This is a genomic window from Citrobacter sp. CtB7.12, assembly GCF_001297795.1.
Classification (GTDB): domain Bacteria; phylum Pseudomonadota; class Gammaproteobacteria; order Enterobacterales; family Enterobacteriaceae; genus Citrobacter_A; species Citrobacter_A amalonaticus.
This window is the reverse complement of the sequence record NZ_LIFT01000006.1, coordinates 1-17,041: the sequence shown is the minus strand read 5'-3', so window position 1 is coordinate 17,041 and position 17,041 is coordinate 1. Positions and strand designations below refer to the sequence as shown.

At 53.7% G+C, this 17,041-nt stretch carries 12 protein-coding genes and 2 rRNA genes; 8 read left to right on the top strand and 6 right to left on the bottom strand.

Going from position 1 to position 17,041, the window contains the following annotated elements:
- Nucleotides 1-43: 43 nt before the first annotated feature.
- On the top strand, nt 44-1,666 hold the full coding sequence (gene nadB, locus AOY24_RS09355; protein WP_044253156.1) for an L-aspartate oxidase: 1,623 nt from the start codon (nt 44-46) through the stop codon (nt 1,664-1,666).
- Here nadB and trmN read toward each other — a convergent pair.
- The gene (gene trmN, locus AOY24_RS09350) at nt 1,651-2,388 is read right to left on the bottom strand and encodes a tRNA(1)(Val) (adenine(37)-N(6))-methyltransferase TrmN (protein ID WP_044253159.1); all 738 of its coding nucleotides are present in this window, start codon (nt 2,386-2,388) and stop codon (nt 1,651-1,653) included. The genes nadB and trmN overlap by 16 nt on opposite strands.
- A 131-nt stretch (nt 2,389-2,519) precedes the next feature.
- On the opposite strand from trmN, the gene srmB reads away from it, so the two are divergent.
- Nucleotides 2,520-3,854, top strand: coding sequence for an ATP-dependent RNA helicase SrmB (gene srmB, locus AOY24_RS09345; RefSeq protein ID WP_042999711.1), 1,335 nt, complete (start codon nt 2,520-2,522; stop codon nt 3,852-3,854).
- Nucleotides 3,855-3,898: 44 nt separating this feature from the next.
- On the opposite strand, the gene grcA is transcribed toward srmB, so the two are convergent.
- Nucleotides 3,899-4,282, bottom strand: coding sequence for an autonomous glycyl radical cofactor GrcA (grcA, locus tag AOY24_RS09340; RefSeq protein ID WP_044253162.1), 384 nt, complete (start codon nt 4,280-4,282; stop codon nt 3,899-3,901).
- A 317-nt stretch (nt 4,283-4,599) separates the two neighbouring features.
- On the opposite strand from grcA, the gene ung reads away from it, so the two are divergent.
- On the top strand, nt 4,600-5,289 hold the full coding sequence (gene ung / locus AOY24_RS09335) for a uracil-DNA glycosylase (protein WP_042999709.1): 690 nt from the start codon (nt 4,600-4,602) through the stop codon (nt 5,287-5,289).
- 33 nt (nt 5,290-5,322) lie between these two features.
- Here the strand turns inward: ung and AOY24_RS09330 are convergent, their stop codons facing one another.
- On the bottom strand, nt 5,323-6,360 hold the full coding sequence (locus AOY24_RS09330; RefSeq protein WP_042999708.1) for a tRNA/rRNA methyltransferase: 1,038 nt from the start codon (nt 6,358-6,360) through the stop codon (nt 5,323-5,325).
- A gap of 206 nt (nt 6,361-6,566) precedes the next feature.
- Here AOY24_RS09330 and trxC point away from each other — a divergent pair, with 206 nt between their 5' ends.
- The 5 genes from trxC to AOY24_RS09305 all read left to right on the top strand — a co-directional run bounded on the left by trxC (nt 6,567) and on the right by AOY24_RS09305 (nt 12,286).
- Nucleotides 6,567-6,986 (top strand): thioredoxin TrxC, encoded by a 420-nt coding sequence (trxC, locus tag AOY24_RS09325; protein WP_042999707.1) that lies wholly within the window; start codon nt 6,567-6,569, stop codon nt 6,984-6,986.
- Between the two features lie 68 nt (nt 6,987-7,054).
- Nucleotides 7,055-7,753 (top strand): tRNA-uridine aminocarboxypropyltransferase, encoded by a 699-nt coding sequence (gene tapT, locus AOY24_RS09320; protein WP_044326606.1) that lies wholly within the window; start codon nt 7,055-7,057, stop codon nt 7,751-7,753.
- A 35-nt stretch (nt 7,754-7,788) separates the two neighbouring features.
- Nucleotides 7,789-10,449 carry a protein lysine acetyltransferase gene (pat, locus tag AOY24_RS09315; RefSeq protein ID WP_054176526.1) on the top strand — a complete coding sequence of 887 codons (2,661 nt, stop codon included), beginning with the start codon at nt 7,789-7,791 and terminating at the stop codon, nt 10,447-10,449.
- A 113-nt stretch (nt 10,450-10,562) separates the two neighbouring features.
- Nucleotides 10,563-11,918, top strand: coding sequence for a CDP-diacylglycerol--serine O-phosphatidyltransferase (gene pssA, locus AOY24_RS09310; protein ID WP_042999704.1), 1,356 nt, complete (start codon nt 10,563-10,565; stop codon nt 11,916-11,918).
- A 41-nt stretch (nt 11,919-11,959) separates the two neighbouring features.
- Nucleotides 11,960-12,286: a YfiM family lipoprotein gene (locus AOY24_RS09305; RefSeq protein ID WP_054176525.1), complete on the top strand. Its 327-nt coding sequence runs from the start codon at nt 11,960-11,962 to the stop codon at nt 12,284-12,286.
- Here the strand turns inward: AOY24_RS09305 and AOY24_RS09300 are convergent.
- From AOY24_RS09300 to AOY24_RS09290, 3 genes are all read right to left on the bottom strand, one after another.
- Complete coding sequence (locus AOY24_RS09300; protein WP_042999703.1) at nt 12,283-13,581, bottom strand: MFS transporter; 1,299 nt, start codon at nt 13,579-13,581, stop codon at nt 12,283-12,285. The genes AOY24_RS09305 and AOY24_RS09300 overlap by 4 nt on opposite strands.
- A 324-nt stretch (nt 13,582-13,905) precedes the next feature.
- Nucleotides 13,906-14,021: ribosomal RNA gene (gene rrf / locus AOY24_RS09295) — 5S ribosomal RNA — on the bottom strand.
- A 93-nt stretch (nt 14,022-14,114) separates the two neighbouring features.
- Nucleotides 14,115-17,021, bottom strand: a 23S ribosomal RNA gene (locus AOY24_RS09290).
- Nucleotides 17,022-17,041 lie beyond the last annotated feature (20 nt).

Sequence of the window (17,041 nt, the reverse complement as noted above, 5' to 3'; positions counted from 1 at the left end):
GCTATGCTGGCCAAACACTGTTTAGTACATTAAACAAAATATCATGAAAACTACGCCTGAACTTTCTTGTGACGTGTTAATTATTGGTAGCGGCGCTGCCGGACTCTCGCTGGCGCTGCGCCTGGCTGAAAAGCATCAGGTTATCGTTCTGAGTAAAGGTCCCGTCAGCGAAGGCTCCACTTTCTATGCGCAGGGCGGGATTGCCGCCGTTTTCGATGAAACCGACAGCATTGATTCACATGTCGAAGATACGCTCATTGCCGGCGCTGGTATTTGCGATCGCCATGCGGTGGAGTTTGTCGCCAGCAACGCCCGTCCCTGCGTACAGTGGTTGATTGATCAGGGGGTGCTATTTGATACCCAGGTGCAGCCTAACGGTGAAGAGAGTTACCATCTGACGCGTGAAGGTGGCCATAGCCATCGTCGCATTTTGCATGCCGCTGATGCCACCGGTAAAGAGGTGGAAACCACGCTGGTCAGCAAGGCGCAAAGCCATCCAAACATCCGGGTACTGGAACGCAGTAATGCCGTCGATTTAATCATCTCCGACAAAATTGGCCTGCCCGGCACACGACGCGTCGTGGGGGCATGGGTCTGGAACCGGAATAAAGAGGCGGTGGAAACCTGTCACGCGAAGTCTGTCGTGCTGGCGACCGGCGGCGCATCAAAGGTGTATCAATATACAACGAATCCGGACATTTCCTCCGGCGACGGTATTGCGATGGCCTGGCGTGCCGGATGCCGGGTTGCGAATCTCGAATTTAATCAGTTCCACCCTACCGCGCTGTATCATCCCCAGGCACGTAATTTCCTGCTTACCGAAGCGCTGCGCGGAGAAGGTGCTCATCTCAAACGCCCGGACGGCACGCGGTTTATGCCAGACTTTGACGCGCGAGGGGAACTGGCGCCGCGCGATATCGTCGCCCGCGCTATCGACCATGAAATGAAGCGTCTCGGTGCGGACTGTATGTTCCTTGATATCAGCCATAAGCCAGAAGCCTTTGTGCGTCAGCATTTCCCGATGATTTACGAAAAGCTGCTGGGGCTGGGTATCGACCTGACCAAAGAACCAGTGCCCATCGTGCCAGCAGCACACTACACCTGCGGCGGCGTGATGGTTGACGACTTTGGTCGTACCGATGTGGACGGCCTGTATGCGATCGGGGAAGTGAGCTACACCGGCCTGCACGGCGCGAACCGGATGGCCTCAAACTCGCTGCTGGAGTGTCTGGTGTACGGCTGGTCCGCAGCGGAAGATATCGACAGACGAATGCCTTACGCCCGTGGCGTAAGCGCCCTGCCCGCCTGGGATGAAAGTCGCGTGGACAACCCTGACGAACTGGTGGTGATTCAGCATAACTGGCATGAGCTGCGACTGTTTATGTGGGACTACGTGGGGATTGTGCGCACCACCAAACGTCTGGAGCGGGCCCTGCGTCGTATCACTATGTTACAACAGGAGATCGACGAGTATTACGCCCATTTCCGCGTCTCGAATAATTTGCTGGAGTTACGCAACCTGGTTCAGGTCGCCGAGCTGATTGTGCGCTGTGCGATGATGCGCAAAGAGAGCCGCGGTCTGCACTACACGCTCGATTATCCGGCACTGCTGGAGGAATCTGGCCCGTCTGTGCTCTCGCCGTTAACGGCTCACATGAACAGATAAAATGCCTGGGTCAGCGCCGTATAACCTTCGGAGTAACGCTGATCCGGCCCGCGAATCACCAGCCTGTCGCTAAAGCATTCCCCCTTCTTAGGGGAGAATGCCAGCAGCACCCGATGCGGCAACCGCGCCTCCGTTTCAGCAACGTCGGTGCGTAGCCGTAAATGCCAGCCCATATTTAACGCCTGCTGCGTGAAGGTATTGCCGATATTTTCCGGCAACACAACACACAAGAATCCCTCTTCCGTGATCAGCCCCGTCGCCGTCGCTAACAGCGCAGAATGATCCAGCATCGTGGTATAACGCGCCTGTTCCCGCTGCGGTGTAGCACACTCGACGCCCTGCTCGTAATACGGCGGGTTACTGATGATAAGGTCATATTTAACGGTCTGCCGTGCCGCCCAATGTTGGACATCTTCCGCCTGCACCGTTACCCGATCCGCCCACGGCGACTGGGTAACGTTTTCTTGCGCCTGCGCGGCGGCATCGCTATCCAGTTCAACGGCATCAACGGTGACGCTTTCATCAGTACGCTGCGCCAGCATCAGCGCCAACAGTCCGCTGCCGGTACCGATATCGAGGATCCGCTTTACGCCCGCCACCGGTGCCCATGCCCCTAACAGAATCCCATCTGTTCCGACTTTCATCGCACAACGATCGTGCGCGACAAAAAACTGTTTAAAAGTAAATCCATTACGACGAAGGACGGATGTAGACTGAGGCATGAATTAAAAACCTTGCAGGAAAAACGGCAACAGCACCTGGTGAAAACAATACCTGAGAAGCGATATCCATACAAACAGATGAAGATTGCAGCCGTAACGTCTATAATCAGCGCCCCACACAGAGGTAGAACATGACTGTAACGACTTTTTCCGAACTTGAACTCGATGAAAGCCTGCTGGATGCCCTCCAGGAAAAAGGTTTCACTCGCCCGACCGCCATTCAGGCTGCCGCCATTCCGCCTGCACTCGAAGGCCGTGACGTACTCGGTTCTGCGCCGACAGGCACCGGTAAAACGGCGGCGTATTTGCTGCCAGCGTTGCAGCACCTGCTCGACTTCCCGCGTAAAAAATCCGGTCCGCCACGTATTTTGATCCTGACTCCGACTCGCGAACTGGCGATGCAGGTCGCCGATCATGCCCGTGAACTGGCCAAAAACACCCATCTGGATATCGCGACAATTACCGGCGGCGTAGCCTACATGAACCACGCCGAAGTGTTCAGTGAAAACCAGGATATCGTGGTCGCCACCACCGGACGTCTGCTGCAGTATATTAAAGAAGAGAATTTTGACTGCCGCGCCGTCGAAACGCTGATCCTCGACGAAGCCGACCGAATGCTGGATATGGGCTTTGCCCAGGACATCGAGCACATCGCCGGGGAAACGCGCTGGCGCAAACAGACGATGCTGTTCTCCGCCACGCTGGAAGGCGATGCGATTAAAGATTTTGCCGAACGTCTGCTGGAAGAGCCAGTCGAAGTCTCCGCTACGCCATCCACCCGCGAACGTAAGAAGATCCACCAGTGGTATTACCGCGCGGATAACGTCGAACATAAATTCGAACTGCTGAAGCACCTGCTGAAGCAAGACGACGCCACCCGTACCATTGTGTTTGTCCGCAAGCGCGAGCGCGTGCACGAACTGGCTGAAAAGCTGCGTCTGGCGGGGATCAACAACTGCTATCTCGAAGGTGAGATGGCGCAGATCAAGCGTAACGAAGGCATTAAGCGTCTTACTGACGGTCGCGTTAACGTGCTGGTCGCCACCGATGTTGCCGCACGCGGGATCGATATTCCTGACGTCAGCCACGTGATTAACTTCGACATGCCGCGTAGCGGAGACACCTATCTGCACCGCATTGGCCGTACCGGCCGCGCCGGTCGCAAGGGCACCGCAATCTCGCTGGTCGAAGCGCACGATCACCTGCTGCTGCTGAAAATTGGTCGCTACATTGAAGAACCGCTGAAATCCAGGGTGATTGATGAATTGCGCCCAACCTCACGCGCTCCGAGCGAAAAGATGACGGGCAAACCGTCGAAAAAAGCACTCGCGAAACGTGAAGAGAAGAAAAAAGAGAAAGACAAAGATAAACCGCGCGTGAAGAAACGCCATCGCGATACCAGGAACATTGGTAAACGTCGCAAGCCGAGTACGGCAACGACGCCGCAGGAGTCAAACGAAGAATAAAAAAACGCCGGGATTTCCCGGCGTTTTTATTTAAACGTTAAGCCTTACAGGCTTTCAGTAAAGGTACGAGCGATAACGTCGCGCTGTTGTTCCGGCGTCAGTGAGTTAAAGCGCACGGCATAACCCGAAACACGGATAGTCAGCTGCGGGTATTTTTCCGGATGCTTAACCGCATCTTCCAGCGTTTCACGACGCAAAACGTTAACGTTCAGGTGCTGGCCACCTTCCACACGAACTTCCGGTTTCACTTCCATCGGAATTTCGCGGTACTCAATTTCACCCAGTTTGCTGACCGCTACCACTTCATCTTCGGCAAAACCGGCTTTCGCTGCGATGCAACGCGCTTCGCCTTTTTCGCTGTCCAGCAGCCAGAAGGAATTCAGCAGATCGTCATTAGCGGCTTTAGTAATCTGGATACCTGTAATCATTGTGATGCCTCCCCGGCAAAGTATTTGATTAGGGTTGGCCGGCTCGCGGCCAATTGGTAAAACCATTGTTGCTTGAGTGTATATATACCCCCCTAACACCCTCGATTCATTGATTTAAATCAATAAAATCCACATGCCGAATAGGGGAATGAGATGATTTTATTGTTTTACATCAACTTACGCCATGTGAAGACATAAACTTTTTACATAAATTTTCAACTTTATTAAGTGCATAGCGCACATCATCGCGGAGAGAATTTTGCGCCGTCGAAAGAAGCAGTTAAGCTATGACGATCGAGAATTCGCAGGAGAGCGAGATGGCCACTGAATTAACCTGGCACGATGTGCTGGCTGAAGAGAAACAGCAGCCCTACTTTATCAATACGCTGCATACCGTCGCCGGAGAGCGTCAGTCCGGGATCACGGTTTATCCGCCGCAAAAAGATGTGTTCAATGCGTTTCGCTTCACCGAGCTGGGTGATGTCAAGGTCGTGATCCTTGGACAGGATCCCTACCACGGTCCCGGGCAGGCGCATGGTCTGGCGTTTTCTGTCCGCCCCGGTATTGCTACGCCCCCTTCGCTGCTGAACATGTATAAGGAACTGGAGGGGTCGATCCCCGGTTTCACTCGTCCTGCCCACGGTTATCTGGAAAGCTGGGCGCATCAGGGCGTTCTGCTGCTTAATACGGTATTAACCGTGCGGGCGGGTCAGGCGCACTCTCATGCCAGTCTGGGATGGGAAACGTTCACCGATAAAGTGATCGGCCTGATTAATCAACATCGTGAAGGGGTGGTTTTTCTGCTCTGGGGCTCTCATGCGCAGAAGAAAGGCGCGATCATTGATCAAAAACGTCATCATGTCCTGAAAGCGCCTCATCCTTCACCGCTCTCGGCGCATCGTGGATTTTTTGGCTGTAACCATTTTGTGTTGGCGAATCAGTGGTTGGAACAACGCGGCGAGAAGCCGATTGACTGGATGCCCGTTTTACCGGCGGAGAGCGAATAAAAAAAATGCCAGCGAATCGCTGGCGTTTTTCCATCAGGCTTTGTTCTGACGCCACCATTCGGCAAGCAGCACACCGGTTGCCACCGAGACGTTCAGGCTTTCAACATTACCCGTACCGTCGATTTTAACGCACAGATCGCTGGCATCGCGCGCCGCATCCGGCAAACCGTCAACGTCCTGACCTAACACCAGGACGATTTTCTCTGGCAGTTCAGTTTTAAACAGCGGCTTACCGCGTTCACTGGACGTTGTCACCACGGTGTAACCCGCCTGACGGAAATCATCCAACACATCAACGATGCTGTCGCCGGTAATCGGCTGAACGTGTTCGGCACCGCCTTCTGCGGTACGAATCGCCGCACCGGACTCCAGCAGCGCCGCATCCTGCACCACTACGCCTTTCACACCGAAGTGCGCGCAGCTACGCATCATGCCACCGAGGTTGTGCGGGTTAGAAATAGCTTCCAGCGCTAACACACAGTCCTGCGCGCCCGCCTGGCTTACCCACTGTTTCACCGTCGTGCCGTTACGTTTTTTAATCAGGAAGCAGACACCGCCGTGATGTTCGGTACCTGAAGCTTTCGCCAGTTCCGCTTCATCAACCACATGGTACGCTTTGCGGTTTGCCGCCATCCAGCGTAATGCTTCTTTGAAGCGCGGCGTGACGCTCTGAATGAACCAGGCGCGGACAATCGCGTCCGGGCGACTCTGGAACAGGGCCTGACAGGCATTTTCACCGTAAACGCGGGTCTCTTCTGCACGTTGACGACGTAAGACTTCAGGATCGATAAAGCTTTTACCGCTGATACCACCGTGATCGGCTTTTTCAGGCGATTCATCACCCGGCGCGCGGGACACGGTCCGCCACGGTGAGTCTTCACGCTTGCGATCGCGGTTCTGAGGGGTTCTTTCATCGCGGGCGGGGCGACGGCCACCGTCGGCACGAGATTTTCCTGGACGCCCACCACCTTTCCCGGTACGCGGGTTATGGGTACGTTTATCAGAATCATCATCACTGCGGACATACATCACTTTGACCTTGCCGCTTTTGTTTTTCAATTCATCGTTCATGCTTTTCTCCACCAGCGCTGCGCGAAGCGCGCAGATTACCCGATGTGCGCCAGGTTAGCCATTATTTCATTTAAAAGCTTATGACTATTGTACTCATTGAATAAAACAGATTGTCGTTTAAAACAGTCTCATCGATAATATGTAACATATTAGAAACATACCGGCGTCTCTGCCGTTCAATACCCCGACGCATCCAGAGGTTAGTTATGAATACCGTTTGTACCAGCTGCCAGGCCATCAACCGCATTCCCGACGATCGGGTTGAGGATGCGGCAAAATGCGGACGCTGTGGTCACGACCTGTTCGACGGGGAGGTGATCAATGCGACCGGTGAAACACTGGATAAACTGCTCAAAGATGATCTGCCCGTCGTAATCGATTTCTGGGCACCGTGGTGCGGCCCATGCCGTAACTTCGCCCCGATCTTTGAAGATGTCGCCGAAGAACGCAGCGGCAAAGTTCGCTTCGTGAAGATCAACACGGAAGCGGAACGTGAGCTTAGCGCACGCTTTGGTATCCGTAGTATTCCCACCATTATGATCTTCAAAAACGGTCAGGTTGTCGACATGCTGAACGGCGCGGTTCCCAAAGCGCCATTTGATAGTTGGCTGAACGAGTCACTGTAAACTCTGCGGGGCGCATCTTGTGCCCCGTTTTCACCTCTGCGACAATGGCGTTTTTCAACGCATTCTCTATGACTGAAAACGCTGTTCTCACGCTTCGCGCTGAACGTCTGGCGCGCGCCACTCGCCCTTTTCTCGCCCGAGGCAATCGTATTCGTCGCTGCCAGCGCTGCTTGCTGCCGCTGAAACTTTGCCTGTGCGCGACGCTGTCGCCTTCTCAGGCAACGAGCCGTTTTTGTCTGGTGATGTTTGATACTGAACCGATGAAACCGAGCAATACCGGGCGTCTGATCGCCGATATTTTACCGGATACTGCCGCGTTTCAGTGGTCGCGGACAGAACCACCGCAGGCCTTGCTAGATCTGGTGAAAAACCCGGCGTATCAGCCGATGGTAGTGTTCCCCGCCTCTTATGCCGATGCTGAACGTGTGGTGATTTCCACTCCACCGACAGGTAAGCCTCCTTTGTTTATTATGCTCGACGGCACCTGGCCGGAAGCGCGTAAGATGTTCCGTAAAAGCCCGTATCTCGACTCTCTCCCCGTGATCTCGGTGGATCTGTCGCGGTTGTCGGCCTATCACCTGCGCGAAGTCCATGCCGAAGGGCAGTACTGTACCGCTGAAGTCGCCATTGCGCTGTTGGATCTGGCCGGTGATACCGATGCAGCAAGCAGCCTCGGCGAGCACTTTACCCGTTTTAAAACGCGCTACCTCGCAGGAAAAACCCAACATCAGGGAAGCATCACAGCAGAATCAGCAGAAAGCGTTTAGAATCATTCGGTCACTTCTGTGTAAGGGAAACCGGTATGAGTCAGCGAGGACTGGAAGCACTTCTGCGACCAAAATCGATCGCGGTGATCGGGGCATCGATGAAGCCCAATCGGGCGGGATATCTGATGATGCGCAACCTGCTGGCAGGAGGATTTAACGGTCCCGTTTTGCCGGTAACCCCTGCCTGGAAAGCCGTTCTGGGCGTCCTGGCCTGGCCCGATATTGCCAGTCTGCCCTTCACCCCCGACCTTGCCGTGCTGTGTACCAATGCCAGCCGTAATCTGGCCTTGCTGGAAGCGCTTGGGGAAAAAGGCTGTAAAACCTGCATTATTCTCTCGGCCCCTGGCGCGCAACATGCAGAACTGCTGACCTGTGCGCAACGCTACAACATGCGTCTGCTCGGCCCTAACAGTCTTGGCCTGCTGGCCCCCTGGCAGGGGTTGAATGCCAGCTTCTCGCCGGTCCCGATTAAGTGCGGCAAACTGGCCTTTATTTCTCAGTCCGCTGCGGTTTCCAATACCATTCTCGACTGGGCACAGCAGCGGGAAATGGGCTTTTCCTATTTCATTGCCCTCGGCGACAGCCTGGATATTGATGTCGATGAGCTGCTGGATTATCTGGCGCGTGACAGCAAAACCAGCGCTATTTTGCTTTATCTCGAACATCTCAGCGATGCCCGGCACTTTGTATCCGCCGCCCGTAGCGCCGCGCGCAACAAACCCATTCTGGTGATTAAGAGCGGTCGCAGCCCGGCAGCGCAGCGGTTATTGCATACCAGCGCCGGAATGGATCCGGCCTGGGATGCCGCCATTCAACGCGCCGGTCTGCTGCGCGTGAAAGATACCCATGAGCTCTTTTCCGCAGTGGAAACGCTCAGCCATATGCGTCCTCTGCGCGGTGACAGGCTGATGATCATCAGTAACGGTGCCGCGCCTGCGGCGCTTGCGCTTGATCAACTTTGGTCCCGCAACGGCAAGCTCGCCATGCTGAGTGAAGAGACCAGCCAGAAACTACGCGATGCTCTGCCTGCCCATGTCGAGATCGCCAACCCACTGGACCTGCGTGACGATGCCAGCATTGAACATTACACCCGAACGCTGGACATTCTGCTCACCAGCCAGGACTTTGACGCACTGATGGTGATTCACTCCCCCAGTGCCGCCGCCCCCGCCACTGAGTGTGCACAAACGCTGATTGGAACCGTTAAGCACCACCCGCGTGGAAAATTTGTCTCGCTATTGACCAACTGGTGTGGCGAGTTTTCCTCTCAGGAAGCCCGTAGACTGTTCAGTGAAGCCGGACTCCCTACCTATCGTACTCCGGAAGGGACGATCACTGCATTTATGCATATGGTCGAATACCGGCGCAACCAGAAACAGCTGCGTGAAACGCCAGCTCTGCCCAGCAATCTGACCTCCAATACGGCCCAGGCGCATGATCTGCTTCAGCAGGCGATTGCCGATGGAGCAACCTCACTCGATACCCATGAGGTTCAGCCGATCCTGCAGGCTTATGGCTTACATACGCTCCCGACCTGGATTGCCGGCGACAGCATCGAGGCCGTCCATATTGCAGAACAGATTGGCTACCCGGTCGCGCTGAAGCTGCGTTCACCGGACATCCCGCACAAATCTGAAGTTCAGGGCGTAATGCTCTACCTGCGTACGGCAAACGAAGTTCAACAGGCAGCCAATGCAATTATTGATCGTGTGAAAATGACCTGGCCACAGGCGCGGATCCACGGTCTGCTGGTGCAAAGTATGGCGAACCGTGCGGGAGCGCAGGAACTGCGCGTGGTGGTTGAGCACGATCCCGTATTTGGCCCATTAATCATGTTGGGTGAAGGCGGCGTTGAGTGGCGGCCTGAAGAGCAGGCCGTGGTGGCATTACCGCCGCTAAACATGAACCTGGCGCGTTATTTAGTGATACAGGCGATCAAGAATAAAAAGATCCGTGGCCGCAGTGCGCTGCGCCCGTTGGATGTCGCGGGGTTAAGTCAGTTGCTGGTTCAGGTCTCAAACCTGATTGTCGACTGCCCGGAGATCCAGCGTCTGGATATTCACCCGCTGCTGGCCTCCGCCGGTGAGTTTACCGCCCTGGATGTCACGCTGGATATCGCCCCATTCGAGGGCGATAACGAAAGTCGTCTTGCCATTCGCCCCTATCCGCATCAACTGGAAGAGTGGGTGGAGATGAAAAATGGCGAGCAATGTCTGTTCCGACCTATCCTGCCAGAAGATGAACCCCAGCTTCAGCAGTTTATTTCCCAGGTCACCAAAGAAGATCTTTATTACCGCTATTTCAGCGAGATCAATGAATTTACTCATGAAGATTTAGCCAACATGACGCAAATCGACTACGATCGGGAAATGGCGTTTGTTGCGGTGAGGCGCGTAGAACGAACGGAAGAGATCCTGGGTGTGACGCGAGCGATCTCCGATCCGGATAATATTGATGCGGAATTTGCCGTACTGGTTCGTTCCGATCTCAAAGGGTTAGGATTGGGTCGTCGATTGCTGGAAAAATTGATTACCTATACACGAGATCACGGACTGAGAAGGCTGAATGGTATTACGATGCCAAATAATCGTGGCATGGTCGCGCTGGCTCGTAAGCTTGGGTTTAGCGTGGATATCCAGCTCGAAGAGGGAATCGTCGGGCTGTCGCTGGATCTGGCTCCGCCCGAGGAATCGTGAGTAAGGTACTGGAAATGTTGACCACTTTAACGGGGACGGTGTTATCATTGCCCGCTTATGTCGTCTGCATAGCACAGAGGACCCTTCAATGAACAGAGAAGAAATGCACTGTGATGTTGTCAAAATTTAAGCGTAATAAACATCAACAACACCTTGCCCAACTACCTAAGATTTCTCAATCAGTTGATGATGTCGATTTCTTTTATGCTCCCGCCAGGTTCAGGGAGACCCTGCTGGAAAAGATAGCCAGCGCGAAGCAGCGCATTTGCATTATTGCCCTGTATCTGGAACAGGATGACGGTGGCAAAGGCATTCTTAGCGCGCTTTACGAGGCGAAACGGCAGCGTCCTGAGTTGGATGTTCGGGTACTCGTCGACTGGCATCGTGCGCAGCGTGGACGTATTGGCGCGGCAGCATCCAATACCAACGCCGACTGGTATTGCCGAATGGCGCATGAAAATCCGGGTGTCGATGTGCCGGTATACGGTGTGCCGATCAATACCCGCGAAGCCCTCGGCGTGCTGCACTTTAAAGGCTTTATCATTGATGATAGCGTCCTGTACAGCGGCGCCAGTCTTAACGATGTCTATCTGCATCAGCACGATAAATATCGCTATGACCGCTATCAGCTAATCCGCAACGCCAGAATGGCTGACATCATGTTCGAGTGGGTGACCCAGAACCTGATGAACGGTCGTGGCGTAAATCGTCTGGATAATACCCAGCGTCCGAAAAGCCCGGAGATTAAAAACGACATTCGTTTATACCGCCAGGAGCTTCGTGACGCGGCTTATCACTTCCAGGGCGATGCCGGTAATGAACAGCTGTCCGTGACGCCATTGGTCGGTCTGGGGAAATCCAGCCTGCTGAACAAAACCATTTTCCACCTTATGCCCTGTGCGGAGCATAAGCTCACGATTTGCACCCCCTATTTCAACCTGCCAGCAATTCTTGTTCGCAACATCATTCAACTGCTGCGCGAAGGGAAGAAGGTTGAGATCATTGTGGGGGATAAAACCGCCAACGATTTTTATATCCCGGAAAATGAACCATTTAAGATAATTGGCGCATTGCCCTATCTCTATGAGATTAACCTGCGTCGTTTCCTGAGTCGTTTGCAGTATTACGTCAATACCGATCAACTGGTCGTTCGCTTGTGGAAAGATGACGACAATACCTACCATCTCAAAGGGATGTGGATCGATGACAAGTGGATGCTGCTGACCGGGAACAACCTCAACCCGCGCGCCTGGCGTCTGGATCTGGAAAATGCAATCCTGATCCACGATCCTAAGCAAGAGCTGGCTGCACAGCGCGAGAAAGAGCTGGCGCTAATTCGTACGCATACCACGGTCGTTAAACACTATCGTGACTTGCAGAGCATTGCCGATTACCCAGTAAAAGTTCGCAAACTGATCCGTCGATTACGTCGTATTCGAATCGACAGGCTGATAAGCCGTATTCTGTAAAAGTGAAACCCCGTCCTGAACGGGGTTTTTCCTATGGGGGCATGGTGCGCGTTATTTTTTTTCTGAGCGCCTTTATTCTGTCAGGCTGTAGCCATATGGCGCAGGATAGCTGGAGTGGGCAGGACAAAGCACAGCACTTTATTGCTTCCGCGATGCTCTCAGCCGCAGGTAATGAGTACGCGCAACATCAGGGAATCAGCCGCGATCACAGTGCGATGATAGGGTTTATGTTCTCGGTCAGTCTGGGGGCGTCAAAGGAGCTTTGGGATAGCCGCCCCGCAGGGAGCGGCTGGAGCTGGAAAGACTTTGCCTGGGATGTCGCCGGTGCAACGACCGGCTATACACTCTGGCAAATGGCGCATCACTAGAGGCGCAGACCTTTCCCTTTACGATGCAACGTCAGCGAAACCAAAAATGCGACGATCGACATAACGGTGACATACCAGAAGAACGACGTTTCCATACCGACAGACTTCAGCGACAGCGCCACATATTCCGCCGAACCACCAAACAGAGCATTCGCCACGGCATAAGAAAGCCCCACTCCTAATGCACGAACCTGTGCCGGGAACATTTCAGCTTTCAATATACCGCTGATCGAGGTGTAGAAACTGACGATCAGCAGCGCGCACATTACCAGACCAAATGCTGCATACGGCGAAGTCACATTCTGAAGTGCGGTCAAAATGGGGACAGTAAACAGGGTTGCCAGCGCGCCGAAACACAGCATGGAGGTACGTCGGCCAATTTTATCTGACAACGCACCAAACAGCGGCTGCACAAGCATATAAACAAATAGCGCCGCCGTCATAATGCCGCTTGCCACATTGGCATGCATACCTGCGGTGTTTACCAGATACTTTTGCATATAGGTAGTGAAGGTATAGAAGCACAGCGATCCCGCCGCGGTGAACCCGAGCACCATGATGAACGCTCTACGGTTACGCCATAACCCTTTCAGCGAGCCCGCCTCTTTCAGCGCACGCGTTTCCTGCTTTGATGTTTCATCCAGTTGACGACGTAACCAGAGCGCCACAATCGCCAGTACTGCGCCTAATGCGAAAGGAATACGCCAGCCCCACTCTCTGAGGGCTGAATCTTCCATAGTCTGCTGTAAGACAACCACAACCAGCAGCGCCAACAGTTGACCACCGATAAGTGTGACGTACTGGAAAGAGGCGTAAAACCCCTTACGGCCCTCGACAGCAACTTCACTCATGTAGGTCGCGCTGGTGCCATACTCCCCACCAACAGATAATCCCTGGAACAAACGCGCCAGCAGTAACAGCGCCGGAGCCCAGGTTCCAATGGTTTCATAACCTGGCAGGCAGGCGATCACCAGCGATCCCAGACACATCATACAAACGGACAAAAGCATGGATTTTTTACGACCATGTTTATCGGCGATACGACCGAATAGCCAACCACCAATCGGACGCATTAAAAACCCGGCCGCAAAAACGCCTGCGGTTTGTAGTAGCTGCGTTGTCGTGTTTCCGGAAGGAAAGAAGATGTGGGCAAAATAGAGCGAGCAAAACGAGTAGACATAGAAATCAAACCATTCGACCAGATTTCCGGATGACGCGCCTACAATTGCCCATATGCGACGACGGGTATCACTATCAGTCAGTGACCCGTTCGCAGTTACACTGCTTTCAGTCATTAAAGTTGTACTCCTGCCAAAGATCCGGTTGTGTTTGCTGTCTTTTTTAGTAAAATAAATGTTATATAATTGTTATATGTTGTTGTGTGACAGCGATCGCGGTTTTAATTAGCAGGGAAAGAATTTAGGAGTAAGCGCAGGGATCAGTTGATGAGATTCATCGTGACGGCGCGCGCAGAGGTTCGACTATTCTGGACGGTCGTGTCCGTTAACCACGGAGCCTCGCCCTGACAGCAGGCCAGATAAGGCAAAGCCACACTCCAAATTTGCAGCGCAGAAACGCAAAAAGCCCATCCGTCAGGATGGGCTCTTCACTTAATTGATGCCTGGCAGTTCCCTACTCTCGCATGGGGAGACCCCACACTACCATCGGCGCTACGGCGTTTCACTTCTGAGTTCGGCATGGGGTCAGGTGGGACCACCGCGCTACAGCCGCCAGGCAAATCTGTTTTATCACCCCGTTTTCACGCAGTGACATAATCTGAATCTAAGCTGAAAATTCTCTCAATCCGCCAAAACAGCTTCGGCGTTGTAAGGTTAAGCCTCACGGTTCATTAGTACCGGTTAGCTCAACGCATCGCTGCGCTTACACACCCGGCCTATCAACGTCGTCGTCTTCAACGTTCCTTCAGGACCCTTAAAGGGTCAGGGAGAACTCATCTCGGGGCAAGTTTCGTGCTTAGATGCTTTCAGCACTTATCTCTTCCGCATTTAGCTACCGGGCAGTGCCATTGGCATGACAACCCGAACACCAGTGATGCGTCCACTCCGGTCCTCTCGTACTAGGAGCAGCCCCCCTCAATTCTCCAGCGCCCACGGCAGATAGGGACCGAACTGTCTCACGACGTTCTAAACCCAGCTCGCGTACCACTTTAAATGGCGAACAGCCATACCCTTGGGACCTACTTCAGCCCCAGGATGTGATGAGCCGACATCGAGGTGCCAAACACCGCCGTCGATATGAACTCTTGGGCGGTATCAGCCTGTTATCCCCGGAGTACCTTTTATCCGTTGAGCGATGGCCCTTCCATTCAGAACCACCGGATCACTAAGACCTGCTTTCGCACCTGCTCGCGCCGTCACGCTCGCAGTCAAGCTAGCTTATGCCTTTGCACTAACCTCCTGATGTCCGACCAGGATTAGCTAACCTTCGTGCTCCTCCGTTACTCTTTAGGAGGAGACCGCCCCAGTCAAACTACCCACCAGACACTGTCCGCAACCCGGATTACGGGCCCACGTTAGAACACCAGCCATTAAAGGGTGGTATTTCAAGGATGGCTCCACACGAACTGGCGTCCGCGCTTCAAAGCCTCCCACCTATCCTACACATCAAGGACCAGTGTTCAGTGTCAAGCTATAGTAAAGGTTCACGGGGTCTTTCCGTCTTGCCGCGGGTACACTGCATCTTCACAGCGAGTTCAATTTCACTGAGTCTCGGGTGGAGACAGCCTGGCCATCATTACGCCATTCGTGCAGGTCGGAACTTACCCGACAAGGAATTTCGCTACCTTAGGACCGTTATAGTTACGGCCGCCGTTTACCGGGGCTTCGATCAAGAGCTTCTCCTTACGGATAACCCCATCAATTAACCTTCCGGCACCGGGCAGGCGTCACACCGTATACGTCCACTTTCGTGTTTGCACAGTGCTGTGTTTTTAATAAACAGTTGCAGCCAGCTGGTATCTTCGACTGATTTCAGCTCCACGAGTAAATCGCTTCACCTACATATCAGCGTGCCTTCTCCCGAAGTTACGGCACCATTTTGCCTAGTTCCTTCACCCGAGTTCTCTCAAGCGCCTTGGTATTCTCTACCTGACCACCTGTGTCGGTTTGGGGTACGATCTGATGTTACCTGATGCTTAGAGGCTTTTCCTGGAAGCAGGGCATTTGTCACTTCAGCACCGTAGTGCCTCGTCATCACGCCTCAGTGTTAAAGTGAACCGGATTTACCTGGAACACACACCTACACGCTTAAACCGGGACAACCGTCGCCCGGCCAACATAGCCTTCTCCGTCCCCCCTTCGCAGTAACACCTGGTACAGGAATATTAACCTGTTTCCCATCGACTACGCCTTTCGGCCTCGCCTTAGGGGTCGACTCACCCTGCCCCGATTAACGTTGGACAGGAACCCTTGGTCTTCCGGCGAGCGGGCTTTTCACCCGCTTTATCGTTACTTATGTCAGCATTCGCACTTCTGATACCTCCAGCATGCCTCACAGCACACCTTCACAGGCTTACAGAACGCTCCCCTACCCAACAACACTTAGTGTCGCTGCCGCAGCTTCGGTGCATGGTTTAGCCCCGTTACATCTTCCGCGCAGGCCGACTCGACCAGTGAGCTATTACGCTTTCTTTAAATGATGGCTGCTTCTAAGCCAACATCCTGGCTGTCTGAGCCTTCCCACATCGTTTCCCACTTAACCATGACTTTGGGACCTTAGCTGGCGGTCTGGGTTGTTTCCCTCTTCACGACGGACGTTAGCACCCGCCGTGTGTCTCCCGTGATAACATTCTCCGGTATTCGCAGTTTGCATCGGGTTGGTAAGCCGGGATGGCCCCCTAGCCGAAACAGTGCTCTACCCCCGGAGATGAATTCACGAGGCGCTACCTAAATAGCTTTCGGGGAGAACCAGCTATCTCCCGGTTTGATTGGCCTTTCACCCCCAGCCACAAGTCATCCGCTAATTTTTCAACATTAGTCGGTTCGGTCCTCCAGTTAGTGTTACCCAACCTTCAACCTGCCCATGGCTAGATCACCGGGTTTCGGGTCTATACCCTGCAACTTAACGCCCAGTTAAGACTCGGTTTCCCTTCGGCTCCCCTATTCGGTTAACCTTGCTACAGAATATAAGTCGCTGACCCATTATACAAAAGGTACGCAGTCACCCCATTAAAGAGGCTCCCACTGCTTGTACGTACACGGTTTCAGGTTCTTTTTCACTCCCCTCGCCGGGGTTCTTTTCGCCTTTCCCTCACGGTACTGGTTCACTATCGGTCAGTCAGGAGTATTTAGCCTTGGAGGATGGTCCCCCCATATTCAGACAGGATACCACGTGTCCCGCCCTACTCATCGAGCTCACAGCACATGCAATTTTGTGTACGGGGCTGTCACCCTGTATCGCCGGCCTTTCCAGACCGTTCCACTACCACACATGCTGATTCAGGCTCTGGGCTGCTCCCCGTTCGCTCGCCGCTACTGGGGGAATCTCGGTTGATTTCTTTTCCTCGGGGTACTTAGATGTTTCAGTTCCCCCGGTTCGCCTCGTTAACCTATGGATTCAGTTAACGATAGTGCAACGAATTGCACTGGGTTTCCCCATTCGGACATCGCCGGTTATAACGGTTCATATCACCTTACCGACGCTTTTCGCAGATTAGCACGTCCTTCATCGCCTCTGACTGCCAGGGCATCCACCGTGTACGCTTAGTCGCTTAACCTCACAACCCGAAGATGTTTC